We start from the raw sequence: 22,103 nt of genomic DNA on the forward strand, positions 1-22,103 counted from the left end.
GGCTCCCTAGGGCAGAGCCGTGGGCACAAACGAGATACTCGGAATGTTGCACGACCACCCACCCAGCTACGCCCCTGAGTGGGGCAGCGGGGGTATATTCGGGCTGAAGTACTACAGGGGGGTGCTCTACTACACCCTCGCGTTTGACGCCGTAGCTAACTTCGTCACCGACAGCGGCGTGGAGAGGTACAGGTTCGAGCAGGTCGGGCCCCTGCCGACCTCGGGGGGAGACACGTATAACGCTGTGGAGGCCGTGGACGACAGTATATACTTCGGTGGCTGGGTCCACGCCCCGGCGGTCTACGAGGGCCCTGAGTCCTCGCTGAGGGGCACGATATCGTTCGTTAACAAGTACAGCCACGTCCACTTCTATGACGTTGAGGACAGGAGGGTCTCGCTCCTGTGGAAGGAGGGGGCCGCCAGGAGGGACGAGTGGGCCGGCGAGGTCTCTGAGATCATCTACAACCCTGTCCAGGACGAGCTGCTGATAGCCAGGGGCGACGGAACCATAAACCTGGGAGTATACGGCATTGACCGCAGGACGGGCGAGCCCAGGAAGCTCTCAGAGAGGCCTGCCCTCAAGGGGGCCCTCGTTTATGAGTACGCCTGCTTTGACATACTTGAGCGGCAGATAAAGGACGTACACGGCGTGCTGTTCACCAAGGCCGTCACAGGGATACAGTGCGTGAACCTCACCAACGGGAAGGTCACCTACACGAGCCTCGGCGACATAAGCAAACGCTCCGTGGACGGCGCCCCCGTCAGCTGGCCCCAGACGGGCCCGGCGGCCTCGGCCTACGGCAGGTTCTTCCTCTTCGTCAAGGGAGGGGTCTTCGTGGGTAACCCCATTGATGAGGACACGGAGCCCGTGAGGTTCCTGAGGCTCTTTGACTTTGGCGACTCCGGCTACTTCTCAAGGAGGACGGTGGCCAAGCCAATAGGGGGAGGCGTGATGGTGGCCTTTAACGCCTACTCGGAGTCCCTCGTGAGGCCCACCAACCAGTTTGAGGAGATGGTTGCAAGGGCCACCAACACGATAGTTGGCCCCAGCGTGCTCCTCTACATAACCCCGCCCATGGCAAGGATAGTCGGCGTCTACGGGGCCAGGATAACGAGCTTCGAGCCGGTGGGGGACAGGCTGGTCATAGGGGCCAACACCATGTCCAACACCTCCAGGTACAACGCCCTGCCCCTGGACATAGGCTACAGGGGGTTCATGATAGAGCCAATATCTGAGGTCCTGAGCAGGACGCCGCCCGTCAGGTTCTCAGTGCCAGGGGCCCTGGTTAAGGACAAGGTCTTCGGCGGCATACCGCTGGCCGGCTACAGCAGGCCAAGGCTAGTTATAAGGGCCGGGAGAGGCAACAGGCTTCACGTATATGAATATGACTTCTCGCTGCCCGCCCAGGACGCCTACGAGGAGACCTATGACGTAACTGGAGGCAAGAACGTCATAGACCTCAGCGGCTTCGGCAGCTCAATACTCTCGTTCAGGCTCGAGGACCCTGACCCCAGGGCTAGGATAGTCATAGACCTTCAGTGAGCCTTCCAAGCCTCCTACTTATGCTCCACTCAGCCGCCTCCCTCAGGGCCCTGAGGCCCATCCTGCCCTTCGTGGGCCTGCACATGCCCTTCCTTATGGCGTCTATTATCTGCTCTGCGGTGCACCGCTCCGTGTAGACAACCGTCGGCGCCTCCCCCAGCTCGGATATTACGTGGGCGTCGCTGCCGCTAGTCATGGGGAGGCCCTTTGACCTGGCGAACCTCTCCGCGAGCCAGTTAAGCGGAGGCAGCCCCCTGGCGTTCCAGACCTCCACGGCGTCGAACTCTGTATAGTGAGAGAGCAGGTACCTGCCCACCCCCTTCCTGCCGGGCTGGAACGGGTGGGCCGCTATCATTATGCAGCCCCTCTCAAGGCTCCACTTCCTCAGCTCGGGCGGCTCTATCCCCCTGGGCGGGTCCTCGTCAGGAAGCGAGGGGCAGAGGACCAGGACGTCGCCCCTTGAGGTCCTCACCTCGTCGGCAGGTATAACAGTTATGTCAAGGTTCAGCTCCCTAGCCGAGGCCTGGGCGAGGGCCGAGCCCCTGAAGGTGTTGTGGTCAGAGAGCGCTATAGCGCTCAGCCCCAGCTGGGTCGCCCTTATCACTACCTCCTCGGGCGTCGGCTTGCCGTCGCTGACCCTGCTGTGGGAGTGAAGCTCAGCCCTGCAGACCAAAAGCCCACCAGCGCGGAGGAGGCCCCATCTGAATTAATAATCGTTAGGCTCTGACGCTTAAGTGTGATGAGCTCGGCATTGCTGAGCGCCCGCGATGAGGAGGGTCTTGAGTGCTGACCTTCAGCTGCCAGGCCCCTGTTCATCCCCAACGTACTCCTTTATGTAGTTAGTGACGCCGCTCATCATCTTAAGGACCTCGGCGGCCTCGGCCTCCGTTAGCCTGTGCCTCTGGGCAATCCTAGTTATGTTGGTCCCCTCGTCGCTGAATATGGGCGGGGGACAGTCTGCCCACCTGGGTATTATGTGCACGTGGAAGTGGAACACAACCTGTCCGGCCTGGCTGCCGCTGTTGGTTACCACGTTAACGCCCGGCGCCTTGAGCTCCCTCTTGAGGTACTTCACTATGGCTGCCGCCACTAGGAAGGCCCTTGAGACCACGTCAGGCCTCACGTCCTCAACCGCCGTGAAGTGCTCCCTTGAGATGACCAGCATGTGGCCCCTACATATGGGGGACCTGTCCAATATAACCATGACTTTGCTGTCGCTGTAGACAACGTATGCCTTGGACTCGCCCCTGGCTATCCTGCAGAACGCGTCGTCCTCAGCCACGGGCCGACACCCACCTGAGCCTTATTAACGCGGAATAAACCTTTTGGCACGGGAGCCTTGACAAAAAGGAGGAGCGTGATAAGGCAGGTCATAAACAGGGCCCTGATGAGCGGCAGGCCCCAGGATTACACTGTAGTCTACATAGACAGGGACCCCCAGGCGGGCCAGAGGCTGGTGGAGCTCAACGCCTCAAGGATAGCGGCCGTGAGCGAGTGGGCCCTCACACTTGACGACGGCGACACTGTTATACCGCTGCACAGGGTGGTCGAGGTAAGGGGGCCAAACGGGGAGGCCTGGAGGAGAGGGCTAAAGACTTGAGCTACGTCAGGGGTCCATCCTATACTATAAGGGTTGTCGAGGGGCTTGCAACGCCCAAGGTGAACGGCAGGGAAGTCGTCGTCGGGGAGGAGCTGCTAAAGCTTGACGCCAGCCTAGGGGTTATGGGGGAGTCGCTGGCCTCCCTGCTCCTCCCGGCAGTTGAGTACAGCAGTGACCTCGCCGGCATAGTTAGGTCCTACAGGACGAGGGTGGTGGTGGAGGAGGCCTCAGAGGCCATAGCCAGGCTGGGGTCCCTCGTCGGCCTAGCCAAGGTGCCGCCCTACTTCTTCCCAATTGCCAGGATGTCAAAGCTCTCGTGGCTGTACTCGTGCATATTCAACGAGTCCACCCGCGACGTTGACCTGCTGGGGGAGGTCTACAGTGACTACGCCAAGCTGGTGGGCGACCTGACGCCTGAGGGCTACGTTAAGCTCAGTGAGTCCAAGGTCAAGGGCTCCGTGGCATCCCTCCTCTCGGGCATTGTGAAGAGCGTGGCCGCTGGCATAAGCGTGGCCGGCGCCTACATGTCCTTCTTCATGAAGTCCTCAGAGTGCCCCCCTAGCCTCCTCCTCGAGGACCCCTACAGGGCCCTTGTGGTCCCCGAGGGCGTGCTGTTCAGCTCGTGCAGGTGGGCGCCCCACGTTGTTGAGCTGGAGATGGAGAGGGCCACGTGCAGGAGGTCGTCGCTTCTCTACTCCTCGCTACTCTGTGATGACGGCAACTCAAGGGTCGTCATTAAGGACTACGGCTACGGCACCTTTAAGTGGCTCTTCGCAGGGGTGATGTCAATAACGGCGTACCCCTTTATCCAGACCCCCTCCGGCAGGGCGTCAAATGAATACAGGAGGCTGCTGGAGCTCAGGCAGTACGTCAGGACTCCAAGGGTTCTGGCCCTCTGCATAAACCCCATGGAGGCCTCCATGATAAGGGATTATGTGGACGGCAGCGACGTTCTGAGGAGCAGGGACCCAGCCCACTGGCAGGAGGCCGGCAGGGTGCTTGCAACAGTCCACAGGTCGGGCTACGCGCTCGGAGACCCAAACCCCAGCAACGTGGTCGTCGGCAGGGACGGGGCGTGGATCATAGACGTCGAGCAGGCTGGCAAGTTCACGCCGCAGAGGGGCGCCTGGGACCTGGCAGTGTTCTTCTACTACTCACGGTTCTTCGGCGCCCCCCTGGACCTGGTCAAGGAGTCCCTCAGGGTCTACGCCGGCAGCCTTGAGCCCTCCCTTTGGAAGAAGGTCAGGGGCCAGCTCTTCAGCGCGAGGCTGGCGCCTTTCCTGGCCAGCCTGCCCCCGCTCTTCTTTGAGCTAAGGTCAGCTGTAGAGTCCATTAAGCCCTGACGGCCTCGTTGACCGCCGAGCTGGGGATGGCCACGGACCTCATGTAGGGGAGCAGCCTCCTGAGCACCTCCCTGTCAGGCCTCTCAAGGAAGCTGTAGCTCTTGACTGACTCGCTTACAAGTTCATAGGGCATCCCGACAAGGTTAGCGTAGGCCTGCAGGTCTGCCTCCCTCACCTCGGAGACCGCCTCCTCCATGGCCTTAGCTATCCTGTCGTACTCTTCCTCGAGCGAGCTGTTAGCGCCCAGGAGGCAGCAGGTCTCCAGGTCGCACTGCTCCACCTTAAGTCCCCTCCTCTCAGCAATAGATAAGTATGGCTCCCAGACGACGGCCTCCCTCACCTGCTCCCTGAGCACCATGTTAAGTATGTTGTCGCCGCCGTTGGCGTAAACCCTCGGAGGCTCAAGCCTGCTGACCTCAGCGCAGAGCTCCATAGAGGACATCCTTGAGGTGGCGTGGCCGAGCTCCCCCTTGCCTATAACTATGCCCGCACCCCCCTGGCTCCCCCCGCCAACTATGTGAACGGAGCCAGCGGTGAGCCTGTTGAGGGCTATCAGGGTTATAGCCGGGGCCATGGCCAGCTGTATCCTGCCGGCAGCTAAGTCCATGACCTCCTGGAGCGCGTCGTCGTATACTTTCACTGCAACGGACCCATACCTCTCTGAGAGCTTCTTGACTAGCCTCATTATGTACGGGTACTCGCTGGCCCTCACTATGCCTATCACTGCGGGCGCCTTGGCCCTCGAGCCCCCGGGGCTTATTATTATAACCCCTCCCTCGTCCCTGACCCTTACCAGCCCTAGGGACTCCAACTTCCTGACCCTCTTGAGCACCATACTCTTGCTCCACCCTAACGTCCTTGAGAGCTCCGAGAGCGTCAGTGGCCCGTAGTCGGCTATCGCCTTCATGACGTCAGTGTCCACCTGGTCCAGCAAGGGCTCTCCCTAAAGCACAGCTGTTCTTCAACTCTTAAATAACTTAATACCTCATTAATATAACGCGGCTAGGCTTAATACTTCAGCTGAGGCGTGGGAGGAAGGAGAGCTCATGAGCAGCGAGGAGAGGATAGACCCCTGGGGAAGGCCTGACATAAAGGACTACAAGAGACTCTACGAGGTCTTCGGCATAAGGCCCTTCTCCGAGATACTTGAGAAGCTTAAGTCCATGGGGGTTGAGCCCAGCGCCTTCATGAGGAGAGGCATAATATTTGGCCACAGGGACATGGACGTCGTGCTCAACGCCTGGGCCTCGGGCGAGCCCGTGGCTGTGGTGACGGGCTTCATGCCGAGCGGGCAGTTCCACTTCGGCCACATGCTCACGGGCCTTCAACTGGTCTTCTACCAGAGGCTCGGCTTCAAGGTCTTCGTCTGCATGGCTGACGCTGAGGCCTACGCCGTGAGGAGGGCGAGCAGGGAGGAGGTTATCAGGAGCGCCCTGGATGAGTTTATACCTAACCTCCTCGCCCTGGGCCTCGACCCGCAGAAAACGGAGTTCTACTTCCAGACCGGCAGGGAGGGGCCCTACCACGAGCTTATCCAGCTCTTCAGCGCTAAGGTGACCTTTAACGAGATGGAGGCCATATATGGCGACCTGAGCCCAGCCAAGGTAATGAGCGCCCTCACCCAGGTGGCGGACATACTTCACCCCATGTTGAAGGAGTACGGAGGCTACAAGTACGTTGTAGTTCCCGTAGGCGCTGACCAGGACCCCCACATAAGGCTCTCAAGGGACATAGCTGCAAGGATGAGGGGCGAGATAGAGTTCACGCCGCCGGCGGCGACATACCACAAGCTGATAAGGGGGCTCGACGGGGGCAAGATGAGCAAGAGCAGGCCCGAGGCCACGATTTTCCTGACGGAGCCAGTGGAGGAGGCCGTGAGGAAGTTCAAGGCATCCCTCACGGGAGGCCGCAACACTGCCGAGGAGCAGAGGAGGCTGGGCGGGGAGCCGGACAAGTGCCCTGTCTTTGACCAGTACCTTTACTACCTTGTCCCTGACGACTCAGAGCTCGCCTCAATAGAGGCCAGGTGCAGGGGAGGCTCCCTGCTCTGCGGCCAGTGCAAGGCCATGGGCGCCGAGAAGCTGGCTAAGTTCCTTGAGGCCCACCAGCGCTCCCTTGAGGCCTACAAGGACAAGGCCCAGTCCCTGGTGGAGCTGCCAAAGTATTAATGGGAGTTGCCCTTACCCTCCCCGACCTGCGGGACCGCGGCCTCCGGCCTTGAGAAGTACGACTCCAGGGAGAGGCTCGGGAGGAACCTGACCCCGCACCCCGCGGCGAGCAGCTTGCCGTGAAGCTCTGATATCCTCTGGGATGGCCCCGAGATCATCAGGACCTCGAAGCACTTACCGTTCCTGTGCGAGTGTATGTAGGTCTCAGCTATGTCAGAGTACTGTTCTATTATGTTCTCGCTTCCCTTGTTCTCGGGGCACAGGGCCACCATAACTCCGTCGCACTCGTGAGGGACCAGGTAATGTATGTAGTCGCTCAGCATGTTTCTGAGCGCCTGCTCCACGAGCTCGCTCCTGCTCGCGTTAACCTTTGCTGCCAGGAGGTCAAGCTCCCTGCTCAGGTCGTCAGGAAGGCTTACCCCAAACCTCACCTTATTGCCCATGGCTGTCACCTGAACACCTCTTCACGAAGCTGCTAAGCTTCTCCACGGCCTCATCGCTCATAATGTGCTCAAGCATGCACGCCAGCCTCTCGGACTCGGCTTCGCTTATGCCCATGGCGACCAGGGCAGACATTATCTGCGCCTCCTTCCTAACTATGGGCTCTGCCACGGAGGCCCCGCTCTCTGTAAGCCTCACCCCTCTGTAGGGTATGTAGTCAATGTAGCCAAGGGCCGCGAGCTTCCTGAAGGCCTCTGTGACGCTGGCAGGGGTCATGCCCAAGTCTGCGGCCACGTCAGTCGTGCGAACCCACGAGTTGAGGCCCCCGCGCTTGTAAATGGCGGTCAGATACTCCTGCAGGCTAGGTGATATGGGCCTGCTGCCGGCGTACGTCAGCGGCACCCTTAGGCTTAGGTCGCTTGAAGGGTAAAAAGAGTTAGTAGGTAGCCCTTGAGGGGCAGAGGGGCCCATGCGGTCGCCAGTAATACCTGCACCTCACAGGCTGCACGGCTTGTAAAGCTCCTTGTTGAGCTCAGTGAAGCCAAGCTTCGTGTAGAAGCTGTCAGCTATTGTATTGCCAGCCGGGTAAATGGCTGTCACTATCCCTGCCCCCCTCTTCCTCGCCTCGTCGAACGTCTTGTCTATCAGCATCTTGCCGAGCCTCTTCCTCCTGTACTGGGGCCTAATGTAGAAGTCCGTTATCTGGGCCTTAAGCCTTGGCTCATAGAAGAGCCTGTCCTCTATTACAAACCTTATGACGCCCGCTATTACCTTGTTTGAGGTGTCCTCGGCCACAAGCACCACTGTGTTCTCATCCTTGAGTGACTTCGCAAGGTACTCCCTAACGACATCATATATGTTGGGGACAACCTTAAAGTGCGGGTCCAGCTCCTCGTTAAGCCCCTTCAGCCTCACCACCAGCTCAGTAACTTGGTCTATGTCAGCCTCGGTCATGTTCCTTATCACTATGTTCTCTATTGACATCGACTCACACCTCCTTCACGTACCTGACCAGGTACGGCCTGAACCCCATCTTAGCGTAGAGGTCCTCGGCTATTTTATTTCCAGCTGGGAACTCCACAGTTATCAGTGACGCCACCTGCTTCCTGGCCTCGTCCCTGGCCTTGTTAACCAGGAGCGTGGCCACGCCCTGCCTCCTCTGCTCCGGCTTCACGTAGAGCTCCTTGATGACCAGCTGCCTTCCATTTATAAGCAGGGGGTTCTCCTCAATGTAGGCCGCGAGGTACCCTATGACCTCGAGGCCCTGGACTGCCACAAGGACCAGCGACCCCTGGTCCTCGACTAGCCTGTTAGCGTGGTCCTCGGCCAGCTCCCTGAGGTTGTTGACTGCAGCCCAGCTGGGGTCGAACTCAGCGTTGAACGAATAGAACCTGTAGACGAGCTCCGAGAGCTGCTTCACGTCCTCCTTGAGGGCCCTCCTTATGTTTATGCCGGTCTCCGCGTACAATCGTTTCACCCCTGGTAGTCAACGGGAGGCTTAGGTATAATGCCGTTGTTCCAGAGCAGCTGGATCTTCTGCCTGACGGAGCCTATTATCTCAGTGGCCCTCTCCAGCTCCTCCCTGTACGTGGTAGACCTCCTGGCCACCCCCTCCTCGACCGCCCTAACTGCGACGGCGGCGGCCACCCTGGGGTAGACCTCCCACTCCTCCATGGTCGGAAGTATCCTGTCCTCGGATATGCCCCTCTCCTCGGCGAACTTCGCCAGCTCGACGGCCGCGGCTATGGCCATGGTGTCAGTTATGGTCCTCGCCCTGACGTCCAGGACGCCGCGGAAGACGGCAGGGAAGACGAGGCTGTTGTTGACCTGGTTAGGGAAGTCGCTCCTGCCGGTCGCCACGACCCTGGCGCCGGCCCTCTTGGCCTCAGAGGGCCATATCTCGGGCACGGGGTTGGCTAGGGCGAACACGACGGCGTCCCTGTTCATCCTTGAGACCCACTCGGGCCTTATGACCCCTGGCCCGGGGGAGGAGGCGGCTATGACTACGTCAGCGCCGTCGAAGGCCCTCTCCACTGGGGAGCCAGGGGGGAGGCCTCCCCCTCCCGTCTCTATGGCTATCTGGTACTGGTACGGGTCGGTTAGCATGAGCTTGTCAATGTCCTTCATCTCAGGGTGAAGGACTCCTTTAGTAGTGACTGCTACAACGTTGTGCATGTTATGACCCAAGGCCTTCAGCAGCCTGTAGAAGGCTACGTTGCTGGCGCCGGCGCCGAAGAGCACTATCCTGACGTCCTGGAGCTTCTTGCCGACAACCTTAAGCGCGTTTATGAGCCCCGCGAGCACGGCGGTGGCCGTGCCCTGCTGGTCGTCGTGCCACACGGGTATCTGCAGCTTCGACCTGGCCTCGTCAAGTATGACGAAGCACTTCGGCTTCTCTATGTCCTCAAGGTTTATGCCGCCGAAGGAGGGCTCTATGAGCTGAAGCAGCTCCACAAACTTAGCCGCATCCCTGGCCCTGTGCACTATAGGCACCGCGTCCACGCCGCCTAGGTACTTGAAGAGCAGAGCCTTGCCCTCCATCACCGGGTACGCCGCCTCCGGGCCCACCTTGCCCAGGCCGAGGACCCTCGTGCCGTCGCTCACCACGGCTATCGTGTTCCACCTTGACGTGAGCTCGAAGGAGAGGTCAGGGTCTGAGCTTATGAGCCTGCTGGGCTGAGCCACGCCTGGGGTGTACCATATGGCAAAGTCCTTAAGTCTCCTGACGGGCACCTTGGGCAGGACCTCTATCTTGCCGCCGTAGAACCTGTGCAGCTCAGTGCTCAGCTTATACCACTCCTCAGTGCCCTCTTCCTCCTCTGCCAAGAGCGCGCACCTGCACGTATCCACCTGCGCTCAGAAATATTAAAGGGCCTCCTATTCATAAGTAAAGGAAGCCTTCAGCTTCGGCCGCACGCCCTACTTTGTCAGGACGTCGCTGTACTGAGCGCGGAGCACCTTCTTGTCAGCTTTCCCGGTGCTCGTCAGGGGCAGGCTCTGAACCTCTATTACCTTGTCAGGGAGCCACCACTTCGGTATGGCCCCCCTATTAACGAAGTTCTCCGTGAGGAACCTGTTTATTTCCTCCGTAGTCAGCTTGCCCTCCCAGCCCTTCCTTGGAACTACCAGAGCCACTGGCCTCTCGCCCCACTTGGGGTGCTTGGCGCCTATCACTGTTACCATCAGTACGCCCGGGTGCTGGCTGATGGCGTCCTCAAGCCTTAGGCTGCTTATCCACTCGCCCCCGCTCTTTATCACGTCCTTCTCCCTGTCCATTATCAGTATGCTGCCGTCGGGGTACCACACGGCCAGGTCGCCGGTGTGGAACCAGCCTCCCCTCCACGCGGCCTCCGTCTTCTCGGGGTCCTTGTAGTACTCGTAGGTGACCCATGGAGCCCTTACCACGACCTCTCCAAGTGTCTTGCCGTCCTTTGGCACGGGCCTTCCATCCTGGTCGACAACAGCTATGTCAACAAAGAATATCGGGTAGCCGGTCCTCAGCTTTATGTAGAAGAGCTCCCTGTCACTCAGCCTGTCCTGAAGCCTTGATGGCGGAAGGGCCAGCGTGAGCACGGGCGCCGTCTCCGTGAGGCCGTAGCCCACGAAGACCTTCATGCCCCTCTTCTCGGCCATGAGGGCCAGCCCCTCGGGCAGCGCCGAGCCGCCGTTTATGAACACGACCCCGCTCAGGTCGTACTTTTCGCTCTCTGGGTCAGCCAGGAGCATGTAGAGAATCGTCGGCACGCCGGCAAAGTAGGTCACCTTCTCCTGCTTTATGAGCTCTAGGTAAGCCTTCGTGTCAAACTTGCCCGGAAGCACGGTCTTCTGCCCTGACATTATCGAGGAGAACGGGAAGCCCCAGGCGTACACGTGATACATGGGCACGACTATCATGCTCACGTCCCTGCTGGTTATCTGTATCCCCTTTGGCCCTGCCCCAAACCCCGCCACCGACGACAGTATTGAGAAAGCGTGCAGCACCACCTGCCTGTGGCTGTGGTACACGCCCTTGGGAAGGCCCGTTGTGCCGCTGGTGTAGAACATGAACGCCGGCCTCCTCTCGTTGAGGGTTGGGAACTCGAACTTGCCGCCGCGCTCCTTAAGCAAGTCCTCGTAGTGATATGCCTGAACGCCCCCTACCCTGCTGGGCACGGAGTCCGCGTCTACAACTATCACGTGCCTTAGGCTCTTGACGTTAGGCACCACGGCCTCCGCCAGCTGAAGGAAGTCAGCGTTCACTATCAGGACAGAGTCCTCGGCCTGGTTCATCGTGTAAATAATCTCCTGTGGGGCAAGCCTAACGTTTACCGGGTGAAGTACGGCGCCCATCATTGGGACCGCGTAGTACTCCTCCAGGTGCCAGTGGGTGTTCCAGTCCATAGTGGCAACCCTGTCAAGCCCCTTGACGCCCAGCGACGACAGGGCTGACGCCAACTTCTCCACGCGATCAGCGAAGTCCGAGTAGGTGTACCTGAAGACCCCCTTCCTTGTCCTGTAAACTATCTCCTGGTCCGGGAACAGGTACCTGGCCCTCTCGTATATCCTTGTTATAGTAAGCTCCGAGCCTGGCCTGTCCGGAATCTCCTCAGGTAGGGACACTGACTTGTACACCTCTTTTTTCCTTCAGGAGGAGGTTTATCCTAAGGAAAATATAAGAGGATTGTTTGTAAAAACTACTTAAATAAGTCGCCTTGGACCCCCTTAAATAGGACCTAAGACGGCGTCGGCCCGTGAGGTGCTAAAGGACAGCGGCTACGCCGTGGTGCTCAGCGAGGGGCCTTACGACCTTCTCTGGCGCCCCGACGGCAGGGCCCTCTGCGTCGCCCTGGTTGAGGACTGGCCCATGGCAACACTTAGCGTTGCCTCCGGGAGGCCTTCCCTGATTGACCCGCTGGGCCTCCTTAGGGATGAGGAGGTAACTGCTAAGGTTAGGAGGCCGGGCGACCTGAGGGTGATTGGGGAAGCGACGATATCCGAAGGGGGCGTGGAATCCCTCAGGGCCCCGGTCAGGGGCTGGGCCCTGGTTGACCTGCTGGACCTGGGGGAGGCCTCGGCGCAGACCGCCAGGCTGGTGGCTTCCGTTAGGCCAACTCTTATTTACCTGCTCAGGGGGTTCACCTCGCCCGCCTCCATTGAGGCCTCGTCGTCACTTGTTAGCGCGGGCCTTCCTCTCGTGGTGCCGGGGCTCGTGGGTGCCAAGGAGGTCTCATCGCTCTGGAGAAGGGGGCCGAGGGTTATAGTGAGCCTAAAGGATCAGATAGGTGAGGATAAAAAGTGGGCGTTAGAGGAAGGCCTTGAGGGCTCACGCCTCACGGACCTCCTGCTTAGCCTCTCAGGACTTGGATGTTAATCCCTTATGGTCTCCAGTGTGGTGAGCACCTGCCATATCTTAGTCCTGGCGTGAAGGGGCATGTTGGGGTCCTGGCTTATCTCGTCAAGGGCCCCAACCGCGTTAGCTGCCCTCACGGCAGGCGACAGCTTGGTGTCCCTCAGGTAGGTTAGCGCCGTGGCTGCGGCCCTCCTTATGTTCCTTGGAACTCCCGCGTCGTTCACTATCGTGGTCAGAATGGTCATGGCAAGCCTAATTTTCTCCTCAGTACTTACCTGCGCGGCTGACACGCTGGCTCACCCCGCTTCTCTGTTAGCTGTGTTCTTAAAAGTTATAAGGAGTTTATAGAGTCCCCACCCTGCCCACTAAGTGCGGGGCCCTGCAGCGTATTAACTCCCAGGCGCCACGGCAAGCCCTATGCCTACAAGCGTGACCGCCATGTATACATACTGTACAAAAGGTATTCTTTGGCCGAGTACTAGGTATGCTAGGATCGTAGAGCCCACGGGCTCTGCCATCATCGCTATGGTGGACGCTATGAAGTTTTTCTTGCCTATAAGGTAGTTCATTACTGTGTGGCCTCCCATCATTGGGACGATGGCCAGGCCTAGAAAGCACAGCCACGCCTTAACGCTATAGTGAAGCAGGTCATAGCCCAGGGCCAGCGACGCCGCGGCGCTGAAGGCCGCCGCCGGAACGTATATCGCCGTGACGTAGCTGAACGTGTCAAGCCTTGCCCTCATGGACTTCCCGACGCTTAGGTAGAGCACCATTGCAATCATGCCTCCCAGGCTCAGTAGCACCCCGGTTGCAAACCTGCCTCCGGGGTCAGAGAGCGACAGCAGGGCGACGCCCAGCATGGCTATTGCGGAGCCCAGCACCTCGAGGGGCCTGTACCTCTCCTTGAAGAACGCCAGCCCAACCACTATGAGAACTGCAGGGTAGGAGTCCACGAGCGTCACGCTGACGGCAACGCTTATGTAGTGCAGGCTGGTCATCCACAGGTCGAAGTGCATCGCGAGGAAGAGGCCCCCAGCGGCGGCTACCATCAGGTCCCTCCTGGAGAGCCTCGCCAGGGAGCCTATGGAGCCCCTGGCCCACGCTATGGCTGCCACAATAGCCGATGATAATACTAGCCTCCACGTGGCGGCTACGGGCCCCGGCGCGCCGCTAAGCACAACTAGAATAGCGGCTAAGGAGAAGCTGACGGCCATTATTGCCATTAGGGCGTAGTCCGCTACGCGCAAAGGCCTTCCAAGGGCCTTTGAAGTGCAGGGATTAAAACACGTCAGCTGGCCAACGCATATAGTTCCCTTTGAAGTCTCCGCGCTCTACACTCACAGCTTTAACCTAGCACTCCGTTCAAAACCAAGGTGACTAGGCCTGGCGGAAGTGAAGGTTATCGACGTGAGCCCGGGGGAGCTCAGGGGCTACATATCCTCCTTTGTCATAATAGATGAAAAGGTAGCCGTGGTGGACCCGGGCCCGGAGAGCGCTTATGACAAGCTCAGAGAGGGCCTTGAGTCCCTTGGCGTGAAGCCTGACTTAATAGTGGTGACTCACGTGCACCTTGATCACGCTGGGTCCGCCGCCCACCTGCTGAAGGACTTCCCCTCAGCGACAGTGTTCTCGCACCCCAGGGGCGTGCCCCACATAGTGGATCCCTCAAAGCTCTACGAGGCCTCATTTAAGGTGGCCCCAATACTGCCACGCACCTACGGGAGGCCCCTTACCGCCAGCCCCGAGAGGGTCTTCCCGGCGGATGACGGAAAGGTCCTGGAGCTAGGCAGCTCAAGGATAAGGGTTATACACACTCCGGGGCACGCGAGCCACCACATGAGCCTGCTGCTGGACCCTGACGGCATAATCTTCACTGGGGACTCGGCTGGCGTTATATTTACTGTGAAAGGGCGTGAGGTCATGCTGCCCACCACGCCCCCGCCCTTCAAGCCAATGATGTACGTCGAGAGCATAGACAAGATGATGTCGCTGGAGCCGAAAAAGATAGCGCCGACGCACTTCGGAATTCATGACGATGCTATGACATGGCTTGCGAGGGCCAAGTCCCAGGTGACCCTCTGGCTCAATCTCATCAAGAAGTCAGACAAACAGAGCTATGACGTCCTAGAAGGGCTGCTTGCCAAGAATGATGACTACGTAAGGTCCCTGCTCTCGGACGGCGAGGAGTTTATGATAAAGGGGTTCCTTGAAAACACCATTGACGGCCTCGTTGATGCGGTGAGGAGAGGGGAACCCATACCGGCTTAACGAGAGACCAGCTCGCTGAGCCTCTTGTACATAGCGTCTGAGAAGTCCTTATCGATAACTACCACCGCAACGGCGTCATTGCCGTGAGGGAGCCCTATTATAACAGCGTTGCACGACACCATGAGGTCTATAAATGCGACCTCCGACTCCACGAAGCTTATGCCGAGCCTCCTAAACTCGTCAGCCAGCTGCTTGTACTTATCTAGCGACCCCTTGGGCACTATCACGGTTGCCCCAGAGGGCAACGACGTCACGAGCTTCCTCAGCTCGGGGAGGAGCTCGGCGAGCTTGTCAAATACCTTGAACGCCATGAATATGGGCCTTGAGCTGCAGGAGCTGCTGTAGGACATGGCTGCGCCAAAGACGTTGTTTAGCCCTCTCACAAGGCTCACCCTGGTCCCTTCCCTTATGCTGGCCCCGTAGGTCCTTGAGAGCAGGTCCCCGAGCTCCCTCAGCCTGTTTGCCTTCTCAAGGCTCTTCATTATCTCGCTCTCCGCTATGGCACTTATGGCTTGCTTTGGCTCAATCGGCTGGTAGACGCCGTCAAACTCCGTCACGAGGCCCATGGACTCAAGGCTCCTGAGCACGTCGTAAATCCTCTGGGAGGGCACCGAGGACTCCTTGGCTATGTCCTGAGGCTTTGCCTTTCCAAGCTTCAGGAGGGCCAGGTAGGCCGCTGCCTCGTACTTATTGATACCCAGCAGGCTCCTGATGGCTGTCTCTAGGTCGTTCACGTCAGCGCTCATTCTACTTCCCGCGAGTCGTATGTGACTTATGTATCCTTATAATACTTAATGGCTGAACGCAAGCCCGCGATCACACCTCGCGGCCGTTTTAGCGTTAAAACAGGCGAAAGGCCAGGGGAGGCGGGCCAGCGAGGTGCCTTAAGGACGAGAAGGAGCGAGCTCCTTGCCATGAGCTTCGTAGTGATGGCCTTTAACTCGCTTTACCAGTACTCCTGGAACGTCCTCAGCCCGCTGATAGCGTATGGCCTTCACATAAACTTCCTCAAGGTCAGCGTGGCATTCACGCTATTCGCTATATTCTCTACTGCTTCGCAGCTGGCCGCCGGCCCCCTTGTTGACAGGAGGGGGCCAAGGCTCATAGCGCCCCTGGCCTCGTTGCTCTCTGCCATGGGCTTCCTTGGCACGGCCCTCTCTACCTCCCTGGCGGAGTTCTACACCTTCTGGAGCGTTGGAAGCGTGGGCGAAGGGGTGCTCTATGGCATAGCATCAAACGCCGCAGTGAAGTGGTTCCCCGACAGGAGGGGGCTTGCTACAGGTCTAGTGAGCCTTGGCTTCGGCCTTGGGGCTGCGGTGGCCAACCCGTTCATAGGCCTCTCAAGGAGCTTCAGGGAGGTAAGCCTAATCATAGGGCTCCTGGAGCTGTTCGTGCTGAGCGGCATCTCTGCAGTTATAGACTACCCTAGGGGGCTCAAGGGCGTTGACCTGACAGTGACCGCGCGGTCGCCCAGCTGGTGGCTGCTCTACGTGACGTTCGTCCTCTCCCTGGTTCCGCTGGTTTCCTTCTCAAGCTCGCTGGGAAGGCTGACGGACCTCAAGGGGTACCTCTTTGGTATTGCAGCCTCCGTCTTTCCCCTGTCAAGCGGCCTTGGGAGGCCAGTCCTAGGGGCCCTATCAGATAAGCTGGGAAGGCCTAGGACCATATTGGCGTCCCTCCTAACGGTAGCCTTGTCCTCGGCCCTAGCGCTTTACGGCCCTGGGCTCATTAAGGTCGTCGCAGTCTCCCTAGTCGGCTTCTTCAACGGCGCCCAGATACCTCTGTTCTTCAGCATAGTAGGCGACCTCTACGGCGAGGCGTTCTCGACTTCAAATAACGCAGCCATCTACACCGGTAAGGCTTTCAGCGGCCTCCTGGGCGGCGTCGTGATAGCCGCGCTCATGGAGGAGGGCTATGGCGCTGGGGCCCTTGTCATAGGTTCGCCCCTCTTTGCATCAGCGTTAATGCTAGCAGCCTTAGAGGCCAGGAGAAGGGGCCGCTAGGCTAGCCCGTGGGCTTAGTCTTCCTCTGCTCCTCCTGGATTGCCCTTATAGTCTTCATTACAGTTATTAATATGTTGTGGCGGGCCTCGTCCTCAAACATTGTCTTGCACTTGGCGTCTATCGCCAGAACGTAGGTGCTCTGGCTCGTCTCTATGACCCTTATAGTTGGCACGTCCGCCACTATAGGGAGCGACGAGAGCTCCTTCTTGAGCCTCTCTATAACCATCTCAGGATCAAGATCCTTGGGGACCTCGTAGCGGGTCCTGACCCTCCTTATCTCGTTGTCCGAGTGCACGAATATCGCTGCCTGGGCCATAATGCTGTTTGGCACCTTTATTGGGACGTTGTCGTCTGAGAGTATAACTGTGTACATCAGGTTTATCTCCTGCACAACGCCTGTGTAGCCAGGTATCAGGTAGTCCGTTGAGAAGAACTTAGGCGGGTAGGAGGGCACTATGAGGCCGTACTGCCAGGTGCTGAACGTTATCCTGTCGCCTACCTTGAAGGGCCTCGTGAGTATTATTACTATGCCCCCAAATATGTTAGAGAGGACGAACTGCGAGGCAAGACCCACCACTAGCCCTGCGAAGCCGCCAGCGGCCAGGGCCTCAGTTACTCCCACCTTTATTATTGCCAGGAACACCACGAACGCAATTACATAGCCGCTGAGCCTCACTATGAAGGCCACTGAGGATGCGTTGGCGGGGCCCACGGTTGAGGCGAGCCTGTTCCTAAGAGCTATAGCAACCAGCTGCGTCACGGACACAGACGCTATGAGCCAAAGTACGCCGTAAAGGTAGTTCTCAAAGCCTGTAGGTATGAGCTTCAGCTTTATGAGCACGTAACCTACTAGAATCACTATGGCTACTATCAAGGCTGCCAACAAGAGAAAGTAGAGCGTGCCGTGACCAACGCGCCGCGTCACTGTGGTATAAGAGTTATTAACGGACATCTAGCACCCAGGAGGTCTCACTGCTGATGAAGGTCCCTTAAATCCTGTTAGCTGGCCGCTGATATCTCAAGGTTTAAACGCTGGCGCCCTCGTTCTGTCTCATAGCCTTGTATATCGTAGACGCCAGCTTCCTTCCCGCCTTGGTTAGATCGTAGTAGACGCCGCTCGGCTTGTGGCCCATCTCCCTGGACTTGAACTTAAGCCACGGCTTGACCGACGAGGTGACCTCCCTCTTAAGCTGTCCCTTGAACCTGGTCAGGTACCCCTTAGACTCCAGGTCATTGCAGGCCCTCTCTATCTCGTCCTCGCTGTACTTGGGAGCCCACCCGCTGGCCCCCAGGAGCCTTCTGGCCATGTACCAGGGGTTGTCAGGCCCGTACTTGTATATGTGAACCAGGATGAGCTTCTCCAGCTCAGTCAGGGAGGCCCCCTCAATGTCATCGTTTTCCTTCAATCCTCGACATCACCCACTCCTCAAAGGACCTCCTGAGGGAAGATATCTGCGCAGGGGTGTTGTCAGTGAGCCCCCTCACGCTGAGAACTGCGTCAACCAGGTCCCTGGTAAGCTCGTCAAAGACCTTGTAGCTGACCTCGCCCCATGGCTCTGCCTGGTAGGTCCTCTCCACAAGCTTGACGCCTCCGCACTGGGAGTCCTCCGTTATCTTATACGGCTCGAACACGGCTATCACGGGCTTTCCAAAGTAGCCAGCAAGTATAGCAAGGTTCTTGGAGCCCACCTTGTTGTATATGCAGCCGTCGGAGGTCACGTTGTCTGCGCCTATAAGAACCATGTCTGCGCGGCCCACGTAGGAGCTCGCCGCGGCGTCAGCTATTAGCTCCACGTCAAACCTATTTGACCTGAGCTCCGCCGCGGCGTTCCTTCCCTCGCCCCCCGGCAGGCTCTCAAGCACGTAGACCTTCTTGACCATGTTCTGTATGGACTTTAGAACGTCGACTACGTTGCTGCTGTAGCTTATCGTGATGACGCTTATGGGCTGGCCCTTAACTAGGTCCACCGCGTGCCTAACAACCTCCTCCCTTGACCACTTCATGTAGTCCAGGAAGGCCTCAGCCCCGTCCTTAAGTGTCCTGCCGCTGTAGCAGGCCTCCTTCAGCGCCCACACGAGGCTGTCTATGCTCCCCATGGTCGGGTTGGCCGATACGAGCAGGCCCGAGATGCTGTCCACGTTATCGCATGATGCCCTACCGCTTGAGGAGTCCTCGATAACAGCCCTGGCAAGCGTCTCCGCGGACCACGACGCCCCCCTTATCTGCTCTGATGAAACCTCGAGCACAGCCCTTCGTATGCTTTCCAGCAAATTACCCCCAGGGCACGCTGGGAACAAAAAGGGATTTTTCCTTTTCGCAGGGGCCTATCCCTTACGTTTGCACCAGGGCGAAAACTTTTAATTAGATGCCTGGATACGGTATCCAGGGATCTAGTATGAGCAAAGGGAGCGCTAAGGGGTCAACAGCAACAGCCCTCTTGGCGTCAACCCTGATAGTTATGGTCGTTCTTGTGGGGCTGACGGCTTACTCTATGTACCAGGTTCAGGCAATTAACAGGAAGCTCGGTGACGTCAGCTCCTCAGTGTCGAATATAAACAGCACCGTGATGAGTGAGGTGTCGAGCAGGCTGACTGACGAGAGCGAGTACATTGGAGAGCTCCTAGCGCAGCTTAACGCGAGCGTCAGCTCCCAGATAGCAAAGATAAGGGACGAGGTCTCAAACCTAGAGGCAACCATAGGGTTCCCAGTTGCCATAGTTGACGCGCTCAACCAGACAATCTATATACCTGCGATGCCCCACAGAGTAGTGACCCTTGACCCTGCCTCTACCGAGATGGTGCTTGCGGTAGGCGCTGCCAGCCAGCTTGTTGGAGTTGATAATAACAGCCTCACGTACCTTCCGCCGCCCTTCAACTACACGATAAACAAGCTATACCAGAACGGCTCAGTGGCCAGCATAGGCAGCACCTGGAGCTCCCCAAGCGTTGAGGCCATACTTGCGCTGAGGCCTGACCTCGTCATTGGGACGGCCGGGTGGGGTTACAACGACTACATAGCCTCAGTGCTCAGCCAGTACGGCATACCCGTGCTCCTGCTGCCCTCCTCGAGCTCTCTTAGCGACGTATATAAGTCCATAATCATGGTAGGCGAGGCCACAGGGCACGTAAAGGAGGCCGTAAGCATTGTAGAGAACGACTCCGCTATGATCAGCTCCCTGGAGTCAAGGCTTCAGGGCCTTCCAGAGGTAAGGGTAGCGGTCATACTTTGGGTGAACCCAACCTACGTGGCCGGTGGCGGCACCTTTCAGAACGACCTTGTAATGCTGGGCGGCGGCGTCAACGCCTTCGCCAACAGCAGCGGGTGGCCAGTGGTGACGGCTGAGGAGCTCCTCGAGGCTAACCCGCAGGTTATAATATTGATGAGCAACGGGGGGCTCTTCAACGAGTCCTACCTTATACAGTGGCTCAACTCGTCCATAGGGCCCGCCTACAAGAACATCAGTGCCATAGCCTCAGGCAGGGTTTACTTAGTGGAGGGTTGGTACGAGAGCGTCCTAAGCGAGCCGTCCGTGCTTGCACCATATGGTGCGCTGCTAATAGCCGAAATACTTCACCCGCAGGCATTCAACATAAGCAGCCTGCCAAGCGTGATCTCGCCGTCAACGCTAAGCATATCAGGTGTGAACCTTGAGGGCGGGCCAGCTTAAGTGGCTGGCGCCCCCGATACTGCTGGCGCTGGCCTCGCTGGCCTCAGTCTCAACAGGCCCCTACTCCAGGGTTGGCCTGCCCCAGCTGGTCGACCTAATGATAGGCCATGACATGCCTGACACCTACCTTTACATTATAGTCTACAGGCTTACCAGGACAGCTGCAGCAATAGTGTTAGGTGTCTCCCTGGCCTCCGCCGGTGCCTCGCTGCAGTACACCCTCCGCAACCCCCTCGTTGACCCATACCTTGCTGGGGTAGCCTCGGGGGCCTTACTAGGCGTCACGCTCATGATATACCTGGGCCACGTGGGCTTCCTCGAGCTGTACGCAGCCGCAATGGCCGGCGGGCTCCTGACGCTCGCCCTAGTGACGCTAGTCTCCTCGCTCGCCGGCGGCGGCGCGTCTACCTTCTTGATAACTGGCGTTGCGGCCTCCTACCTGTTGAGCGGCATAACTATGTTCCTCATGATAGACCTTGGCCCAAGGCTGCCCGGGGCGCTTTACTGGATGTTTGGCAGCGTGGCCTTCGTGACCACCAACGTGCTTGAAAGGTCCGCGGCGGTCGCCTTGGCGTCCCTGGCGGGGCTCGCCGTCCTAGCAAAGAGAGTCAACACCTTCATGCTTGGTGACGATGTGGCCAGGAGCCTGGGAGTCAACGTGGGCCTAGTGAGGACCCTGTCCTTCCTGTTGGCCTCCTCTGCTACGTCAGCTGTTGTAGCTATGTCAGGCCCCGTGGGCTTCATAGGCCTTGTGTCACCATGGCTCGCGAGGCGCATATATGGAAGTAACTTCTCCATGGTCCTTCCGGCAGCAGCCATTATAGGCGCCACGCTCACAGTGGTCAGCGACATAGCTGCAAGGTTAGTTATATATCCTTCAGAGGCGCCACTTACGGCCGTCACCAGCGTCTTTGGGGCCCCTCTGCTGGTCTACATACTGTTAAAGTCGAGGAGCGAGGGCTCATGGTGAGCATAGCCGTAAGAAACCTCAGCTATGAGATAAACGATGTCCGCATACTAAATGACATAAGTTTTACACATGGCTCAGGCCTACTCATGATAATAGGCCCCAACGGGGCGGGCAAGACGACGCTGCTGAGGGCCCTGGCCGGGCTCATAAAGTTCAGGGGCTCCGTAGAGCTTGACGGGGTCAGGCCCGAGGGGTACCGCAGGTACATATCTTATGTGCCCGCGCAGCCGTCCCTGGACCCCATGGCCAGGGGCCTTGACGTGGCCCTTGCCATGAATTACCGCTCCTCTGACGGCTCGTGGAAAAATAGGTTCCTGGAGGCCCTGGGCAGGTTTGGCCTGGAGGGGCTGGCGCAGGCCCGTCATATCAATGAGCAGCGGAGAGCAGAGGCTCCTGCTCCTGGCGGCGGCCCTGTCCCGCGGCCCAAGGCTGCTCATACTTGACGAGCCCACAGCTTTCCTGGACGTCACCAACAGGGCCAAGGTCATCGAGCTGCTGCAGGAGCTCACGAGGGAGGGCGTCTCAGCAGTGGTAGCCACCCACGACATAGAGTATACCGCAATAGCGGACAACGTCGCCGTGCTGAAGTCCGGCAGGCTGGTGTCGTTCGGCCCGCCTGAGGAAGCCCTGAGCGAGGGGCTTCTGAGCGACGTCTACGGGATTAGCATAAGGCGCATCGACGGGAACACGCCATCTTATATGCCCGAGCTGCTCTTAAAAAGATTTTCTAAGTGAATAATCATACATTGATTTATATTCCAGTAGCGTCC

25 protein-coding genes and 1 pseudogene are annotated in these 22,103 nt (G+C 58.5%); 11 read left to right on the top strand and 15 right to left on the bottom strand.

Annotated features, from left to right (window positions below; all coding sequences use genetic code 11):
- Positions 1-19 precede the first annotated feature (19 nt).
- On the top strand, positions 20-1,543 hold the full coding sequence (locus tag ACZ5GQ_RS00805; RefSeq protein WP_498856774.1) for a DUF2139 domain-containing protein: 1,524 nt from the start codon (positions 20-22) through the stop codon (positions 1,541-1,543).
- On the opposite strand, the gene ACZ5GQ_RS00810 is transcribed toward ACZ5GQ_RS00805, so the two are convergent.
- A complete protein-coding gene (locus ACZ5GQ_RS00810) occupies positions 1,527-2,216 on the bottom strand; it encodes a PHP domain-containing protein (RefSeq protein ID WP_498856775.1) in 690 nt (229 codons plus the stop codon). The genes ACZ5GQ_RS00805 and ACZ5GQ_RS00810 overlap by 17 nt on opposite strands.
- A 120-nt stretch (positions 2,217-2,336) precedes the next feature.
- Positions 2,337-2,825 (bottom strand): HIT family protein, encoded by a 489-nt coding sequence (locus ACZ5GQ_RS00815; RefSeq protein ID WP_498856776.1) that lies wholly within the window; start codon positions 2,823-2,825, stop codon positions 2,337-2,339.
- Between the two features lie 57 nt (positions 2,826-2,882).
- Here ACZ5GQ_RS00815 and ACZ5GQ_RS00820 point away from each other — a divergent pair, with 57 nt between their 5' ends.
- Positions 2,883-3,143: a DUF504 domain-containing protein gene (locus ACZ5GQ_RS00820; protein ID WP_498856777.1), complete on the top strand. Its 261-nt coding sequence runs from the start codon at positions 2,883-2,885 to the stop codon at positions 3,141-3,143.
- Positions 3,140-4,486, top strand: a complete 1,347-nt coding sequence (locus ACZ5GQ_RS00825; protein ID WP_498856778.1) for a BUD32 family EKC/KEOPS complex subunit — start codon at positions 3,140-3,142, stop codon at positions 4,484-4,486. The genes ACZ5GQ_RS00820 and ACZ5GQ_RS00825 overlap by 4 nt, the downstream gene beginning before the upstream one ends.
- On the opposite strand, the gene ACZ5GQ_RS00830 is transcribed toward ACZ5GQ_RS00825, so the two are convergent.
- A complete protein-coding gene (locus ACZ5GQ_RS00830) occupies positions 4,476-5,420 on the bottom strand; it encodes a winged helix-turn-helix transcriptional regulator (RefSeq protein ID WP_498856779.1) in 945 nt (314 codons plus the stop codon). The genes ACZ5GQ_RS00825 and ACZ5GQ_RS00830 overlap by 11 nt on opposite strands.
- Before the next feature lie 112 nt (positions 5,421-5,532).
- Between ACZ5GQ_RS00830 and ACZ5GQ_RS00835 the strand changes: the two genes are divergently transcribed.
- Positions 5,533-6,654, top strand: a complete 1,122-nt coding sequence (locus ACZ5GQ_RS00835) for a tryptophan--tRNA ligase (protein WP_498856780.1) — start codon at positions 5,533-5,535, stop codon at positions 6,652-6,654.
- On the opposite strand, the gene ACZ5GQ_RS00840 is transcribed toward ACZ5GQ_RS00835, so the two are convergent.
- From ACZ5GQ_RS00840 to ACZ5GQ_RS00865, 6 genes are all read right to left on the bottom strand, one after another.
- Entirely contained in the window at positions 6,651-7,097 is a 447-nt protein-coding gene (locus ACZ5GQ_RS00840; RefSeq protein ID WP_498856781.1) for a CopG family ribbon-helix-helix protein, read from the bottom strand. The two genes, ACZ5GQ_RS00835 and ACZ5GQ_RS00840, sit on opposite strands and share 4 nt — an antisense overlap.
- Complete coding sequence (locus ACZ5GQ_RS00845) at positions 7,087-7,497, bottom strand: metal-dependent transcriptional regulator (protein ID WP_498856782.1); 411 nt, start codon at positions 7,495-7,497, stop codon at positions 7,087-7,089. The genes ACZ5GQ_RS00840 and ACZ5GQ_RS00845 overlap by 11 nt, the downstream gene beginning before the upstream one ends.
- A gap of 93 nt (positions 7,498-7,590) precedes the next feature.
- Entirely contained in the window at positions 7,591-8,079 is a 489-nt protein-coding gene (locus ACZ5GQ_RS00850) for a GNAT family N-acetyltransferase (protein ID WP_498856783.1), read from the bottom strand.
- A 4-nt stretch (positions 8,080-8,083) separates the two neighbouring features.
- Positions 8,084-8,563, bottom strand: coding sequence for a GNAT family N-acetyltransferase (locus ACZ5GQ_RS00855; RefSeq protein ID WP_498856784.1), 480 nt, complete (start codon positions 8,561-8,563; stop codon positions 8,084-8,086).
- Between the two features lie 5 nt (positions 8,564-8,568).
- Positions 8,569-9,921 (bottom strand): NAD(P)-dependent malic enzyme, encoded by a 1,353-nt coding sequence (locus ACZ5GQ_RS00860; protein ID WP_498856785.1) that lies wholly within the window; start codon positions 9,919-9,921, stop codon positions 8,569-8,571.
- Between the two features lie 93 nt (positions 9,922-10,014).
- Positions 10,015-11,694 (bottom strand): long-chain fatty acid--CoA ligase, encoded by a 1,680-nt coding sequence (locus ACZ5GQ_RS00865; protein WP_498857328.1) that lies wholly within the window; start codon positions 11,692-11,694, stop codon positions 10,015-10,017.
- A 136-nt stretch (positions 11,695-11,830) separates the two neighbouring features.
- Here ACZ5GQ_RS00865 and ACZ5GQ_RS00870 point away from each other — a divergent pair, with 136 nt between their 5' ends.
- Positions 11,831-12,445 carry a hypothetical protein gene (locus ACZ5GQ_RS00870; RefSeq protein WP_498856786.1) on the top strand — a complete coding sequence of 205 codons (615 nt, stop codon included), beginning with the start codon at positions 11,831-11,833 and terminating at the stop codon, positions 12,443-12,445.
- On the opposite strand, the gene ACZ5GQ_RS00875 is transcribed toward ACZ5GQ_RS00870, so the two are convergent.
- The gene (locus tag ACZ5GQ_RS00875; protein ID WP_013266428.1) at positions 12,442-12,714 is read right to left on the bottom strand and encodes a stationary phase-response protein; all 273 of its coding nucleotides are present in this window, start codon (positions 12,712-12,714) and stop codon (positions 12,442-12,444) included. The genes ACZ5GQ_RS00870 and ACZ5GQ_RS00875 overlap by 4 nt on opposite strands.
- A 99-nt stretch (positions 12,715-12,813) precedes the next feature.
- Entirely contained in the window at positions 12,814-13,671 is an 858-nt protein-coding gene (locus ACZ5GQ_RS00880) for a DMT family transporter (protein ID WP_498856787.1), read from the bottom strand.
- Positions 13,672-13,816: 145 nt separating this feature from the next.
- Between ACZ5GQ_RS00880 and ACZ5GQ_RS00885 the strand changes: the two genes are divergently transcribed.
- Positions 13,817-14,692, top strand: a complete 876-nt coding sequence (locus ACZ5GQ_RS00885) for an MBL fold metallo-hydrolase (RefSeq protein ID WP_498856788.1) — start codon at positions 13,817-13,819, stop codon at positions 14,690-14,692.
- On the opposite strand, the gene ACZ5GQ_RS00890 is transcribed toward ACZ5GQ_RS00885, so the two are convergent.
- Positions 14,689-15,438, bottom strand: a complete 750-nt coding sequence (locus tag ACZ5GQ_RS00890) for a helix-turn-helix domain-containing protein (protein WP_498856789.1) — start codon at positions 15,436-15,438, stop codon at positions 14,689-14,691. The genes ACZ5GQ_RS00885 and ACZ5GQ_RS00890 overlap by 4 nt on opposite strands.
- 168 nt (positions 15,439-15,606) lie before the next feature.
- On the opposite strand from ACZ5GQ_RS00890, the gene ACZ5GQ_RS00895 reads away from it, so the two are divergent.
- Positions 15,607-16,695, top strand: a complete 1,089-nt coding sequence (locus ACZ5GQ_RS00895) for an MFS transporter (protein WP_498856790.1) — start codon at positions 15,607-15,609, stop codon at positions 16,693-16,695.
- A gap of 1 nt (position 16,696) precedes the next feature.
- Here the strand turns inward: ACZ5GQ_RS00895 and ACZ5GQ_RS00900 are convergent, their stop codons facing one another.
- The 3 genes from ACZ5GQ_RS00900 to ACZ5GQ_RS00910 all read right to left on the bottom strand — a co-directional run bounded on the left by ACZ5GQ_RS00900 (position 16,697) and on the right by ACZ5GQ_RS00910 (position 18,966).
- Positions 16,697-17,578, bottom strand: coding sequence for a mechanosensitive ion channel family protein (locus ACZ5GQ_RS00900; protein WP_498856791.1), 882 nt, complete (start codon positions 17,576-17,578; stop codon positions 16,697-16,699).
- Between the two features lie 142 nt (positions 17,579-17,720).
- A complete protein-coding gene (locus ACZ5GQ_RS00905) occupies positions 17,721-18,068 on the bottom strand; it encodes a hypothetical protein (protein WP_498857329.1) in 348 nt (115 codons plus the stop codon).
- Between the two features lie 16 nt (positions 18,069-18,084).
- Entirely contained in the window at positions 18,085-18,966 is an 882-nt protein-coding gene (locus ACZ5GQ_RS00910; RefSeq protein ID WP_498856792.1) for an eIF2B alpha/beta/delta subunit family protein, read from the bottom strand.
- 125 nt (positions 18,967-19,091) lie between these two features.
- On the opposite strand from ACZ5GQ_RS00910, the gene ACZ5GQ_RS00915 reads away from it, so the two are divergent.
- The 4 genes and pseudogenes from ACZ5GQ_RS00915 to ACZ5GQ_RS00930 all read left to right on the top strand — a co-directional run bounded on the left by ACZ5GQ_RS00915 (position 19,092) and on the right by ACZ5GQ_RS00930 (position 22,068).
- Positions 19,092-20,363: an ABC transporter substrate-binding protein gene (locus ACZ5GQ_RS00915; RefSeq protein ID WP_498856793.1), complete on the top strand. Its 1,272-nt coding sequence runs from the start codon at positions 19,092-19,094 to the stop codon at positions 20,361-20,363.
- On the top strand, positions 20,344-21,333 hold the full coding sequence (locus ACZ5GQ_RS00920; RefSeq protein ID WP_498856794.1) for a FecCD family ABC transporter permease: 990 nt from the start codon (positions 20,344-20,346) through the stop codon (positions 21,331-21,333). Before ACZ5GQ_RS00915 ends, ACZ5GQ_RS00920 begins: the two co-directional genes overlap by 20 nt.
- A pseudogene (locus tag ACZ5GQ_RS00925) lies at positions 21,327-21,729 on the top strand (ATP-binding cassette domain-containing protein); the annotation flags it as partial. The gene ACZ5GQ_RS00920 and the pseudogene ACZ5GQ_RS00925, both read left to right, overlap by 7 nt.
- Positions 21,703-22,068, top strand: coding sequence for an AAA family ATPase (locus tag ACZ5GQ_RS00930; protein ID WP_498857330.1), 366 nt, complete (start codon positions 21,703-21,705; stop codon positions 22,066-22,068). The pseudogene ACZ5GQ_RS00925 and the gene ACZ5GQ_RS00930, both read left to right, overlap by 27 nt.
- Positions 22,069-22,103 lie beyond the last annotated feature (35 nt).

Source organism: Caldococcus noboribetus (genome assembly GCF_055389385.1).

Excerpts from the sequence above, each read along its gene's own strand:
- ACZ5GQ_RS00835 (WP_498856780.1), top strand. The coding sequence starts at position 5,533 with ATGAGCAGCGAGGAGAGGATAGACCCCTGGGGAAGGCCTGACATAAAG.
- ACZ5GQ_RS00840 (WP_498856781.1), bottom strand. The coding sequence starts at position 7,097 with ATGGGCAATAAGGTGAGGTTTGGGGTAAGCCTTCCTGACGACCTGAGC.
- ACZ5GQ_RS00850 (WP_498856783.1), bottom strand. The coding sequence starts at position 8,079 with ATGTCAATAGAGAACATAGTGATAAGGAACATGACCGAGGCTGACATA.
- ACZ5GQ_RS00890 (WP_498856789.1), bottom strand. The coding sequence starts at position 15,438 with ATGAGCGCTGACGTGAACGACCTAGAGACAGCCATCAGGAGCCTGCTG.
- ACZ5GQ_RS00895 (WP_498856790.1), top strand. The coding sequence starts at position 15,607 with ATGAGCTTCGTAGTGATGGCCTTTAACTCGCTTTACCAGTACTCCTGG.
- ACZ5GQ_RS00915 (WP_498856793.1), top strand. The coding sequence starts at position 19,092 with ATGAGCAAAGGGAGCGCTAAGGGGTCAACAGCAACAGCCCTCTTGGCG.
- ACZ5GQ_RS00930 (WP_498857330.1), top strand. The coding sequence starts at position 21,703 with ATGAGCAGCGGAGAGCAGAGGCTCCTGCTCCTGGCGGCGGCCCTGTCC.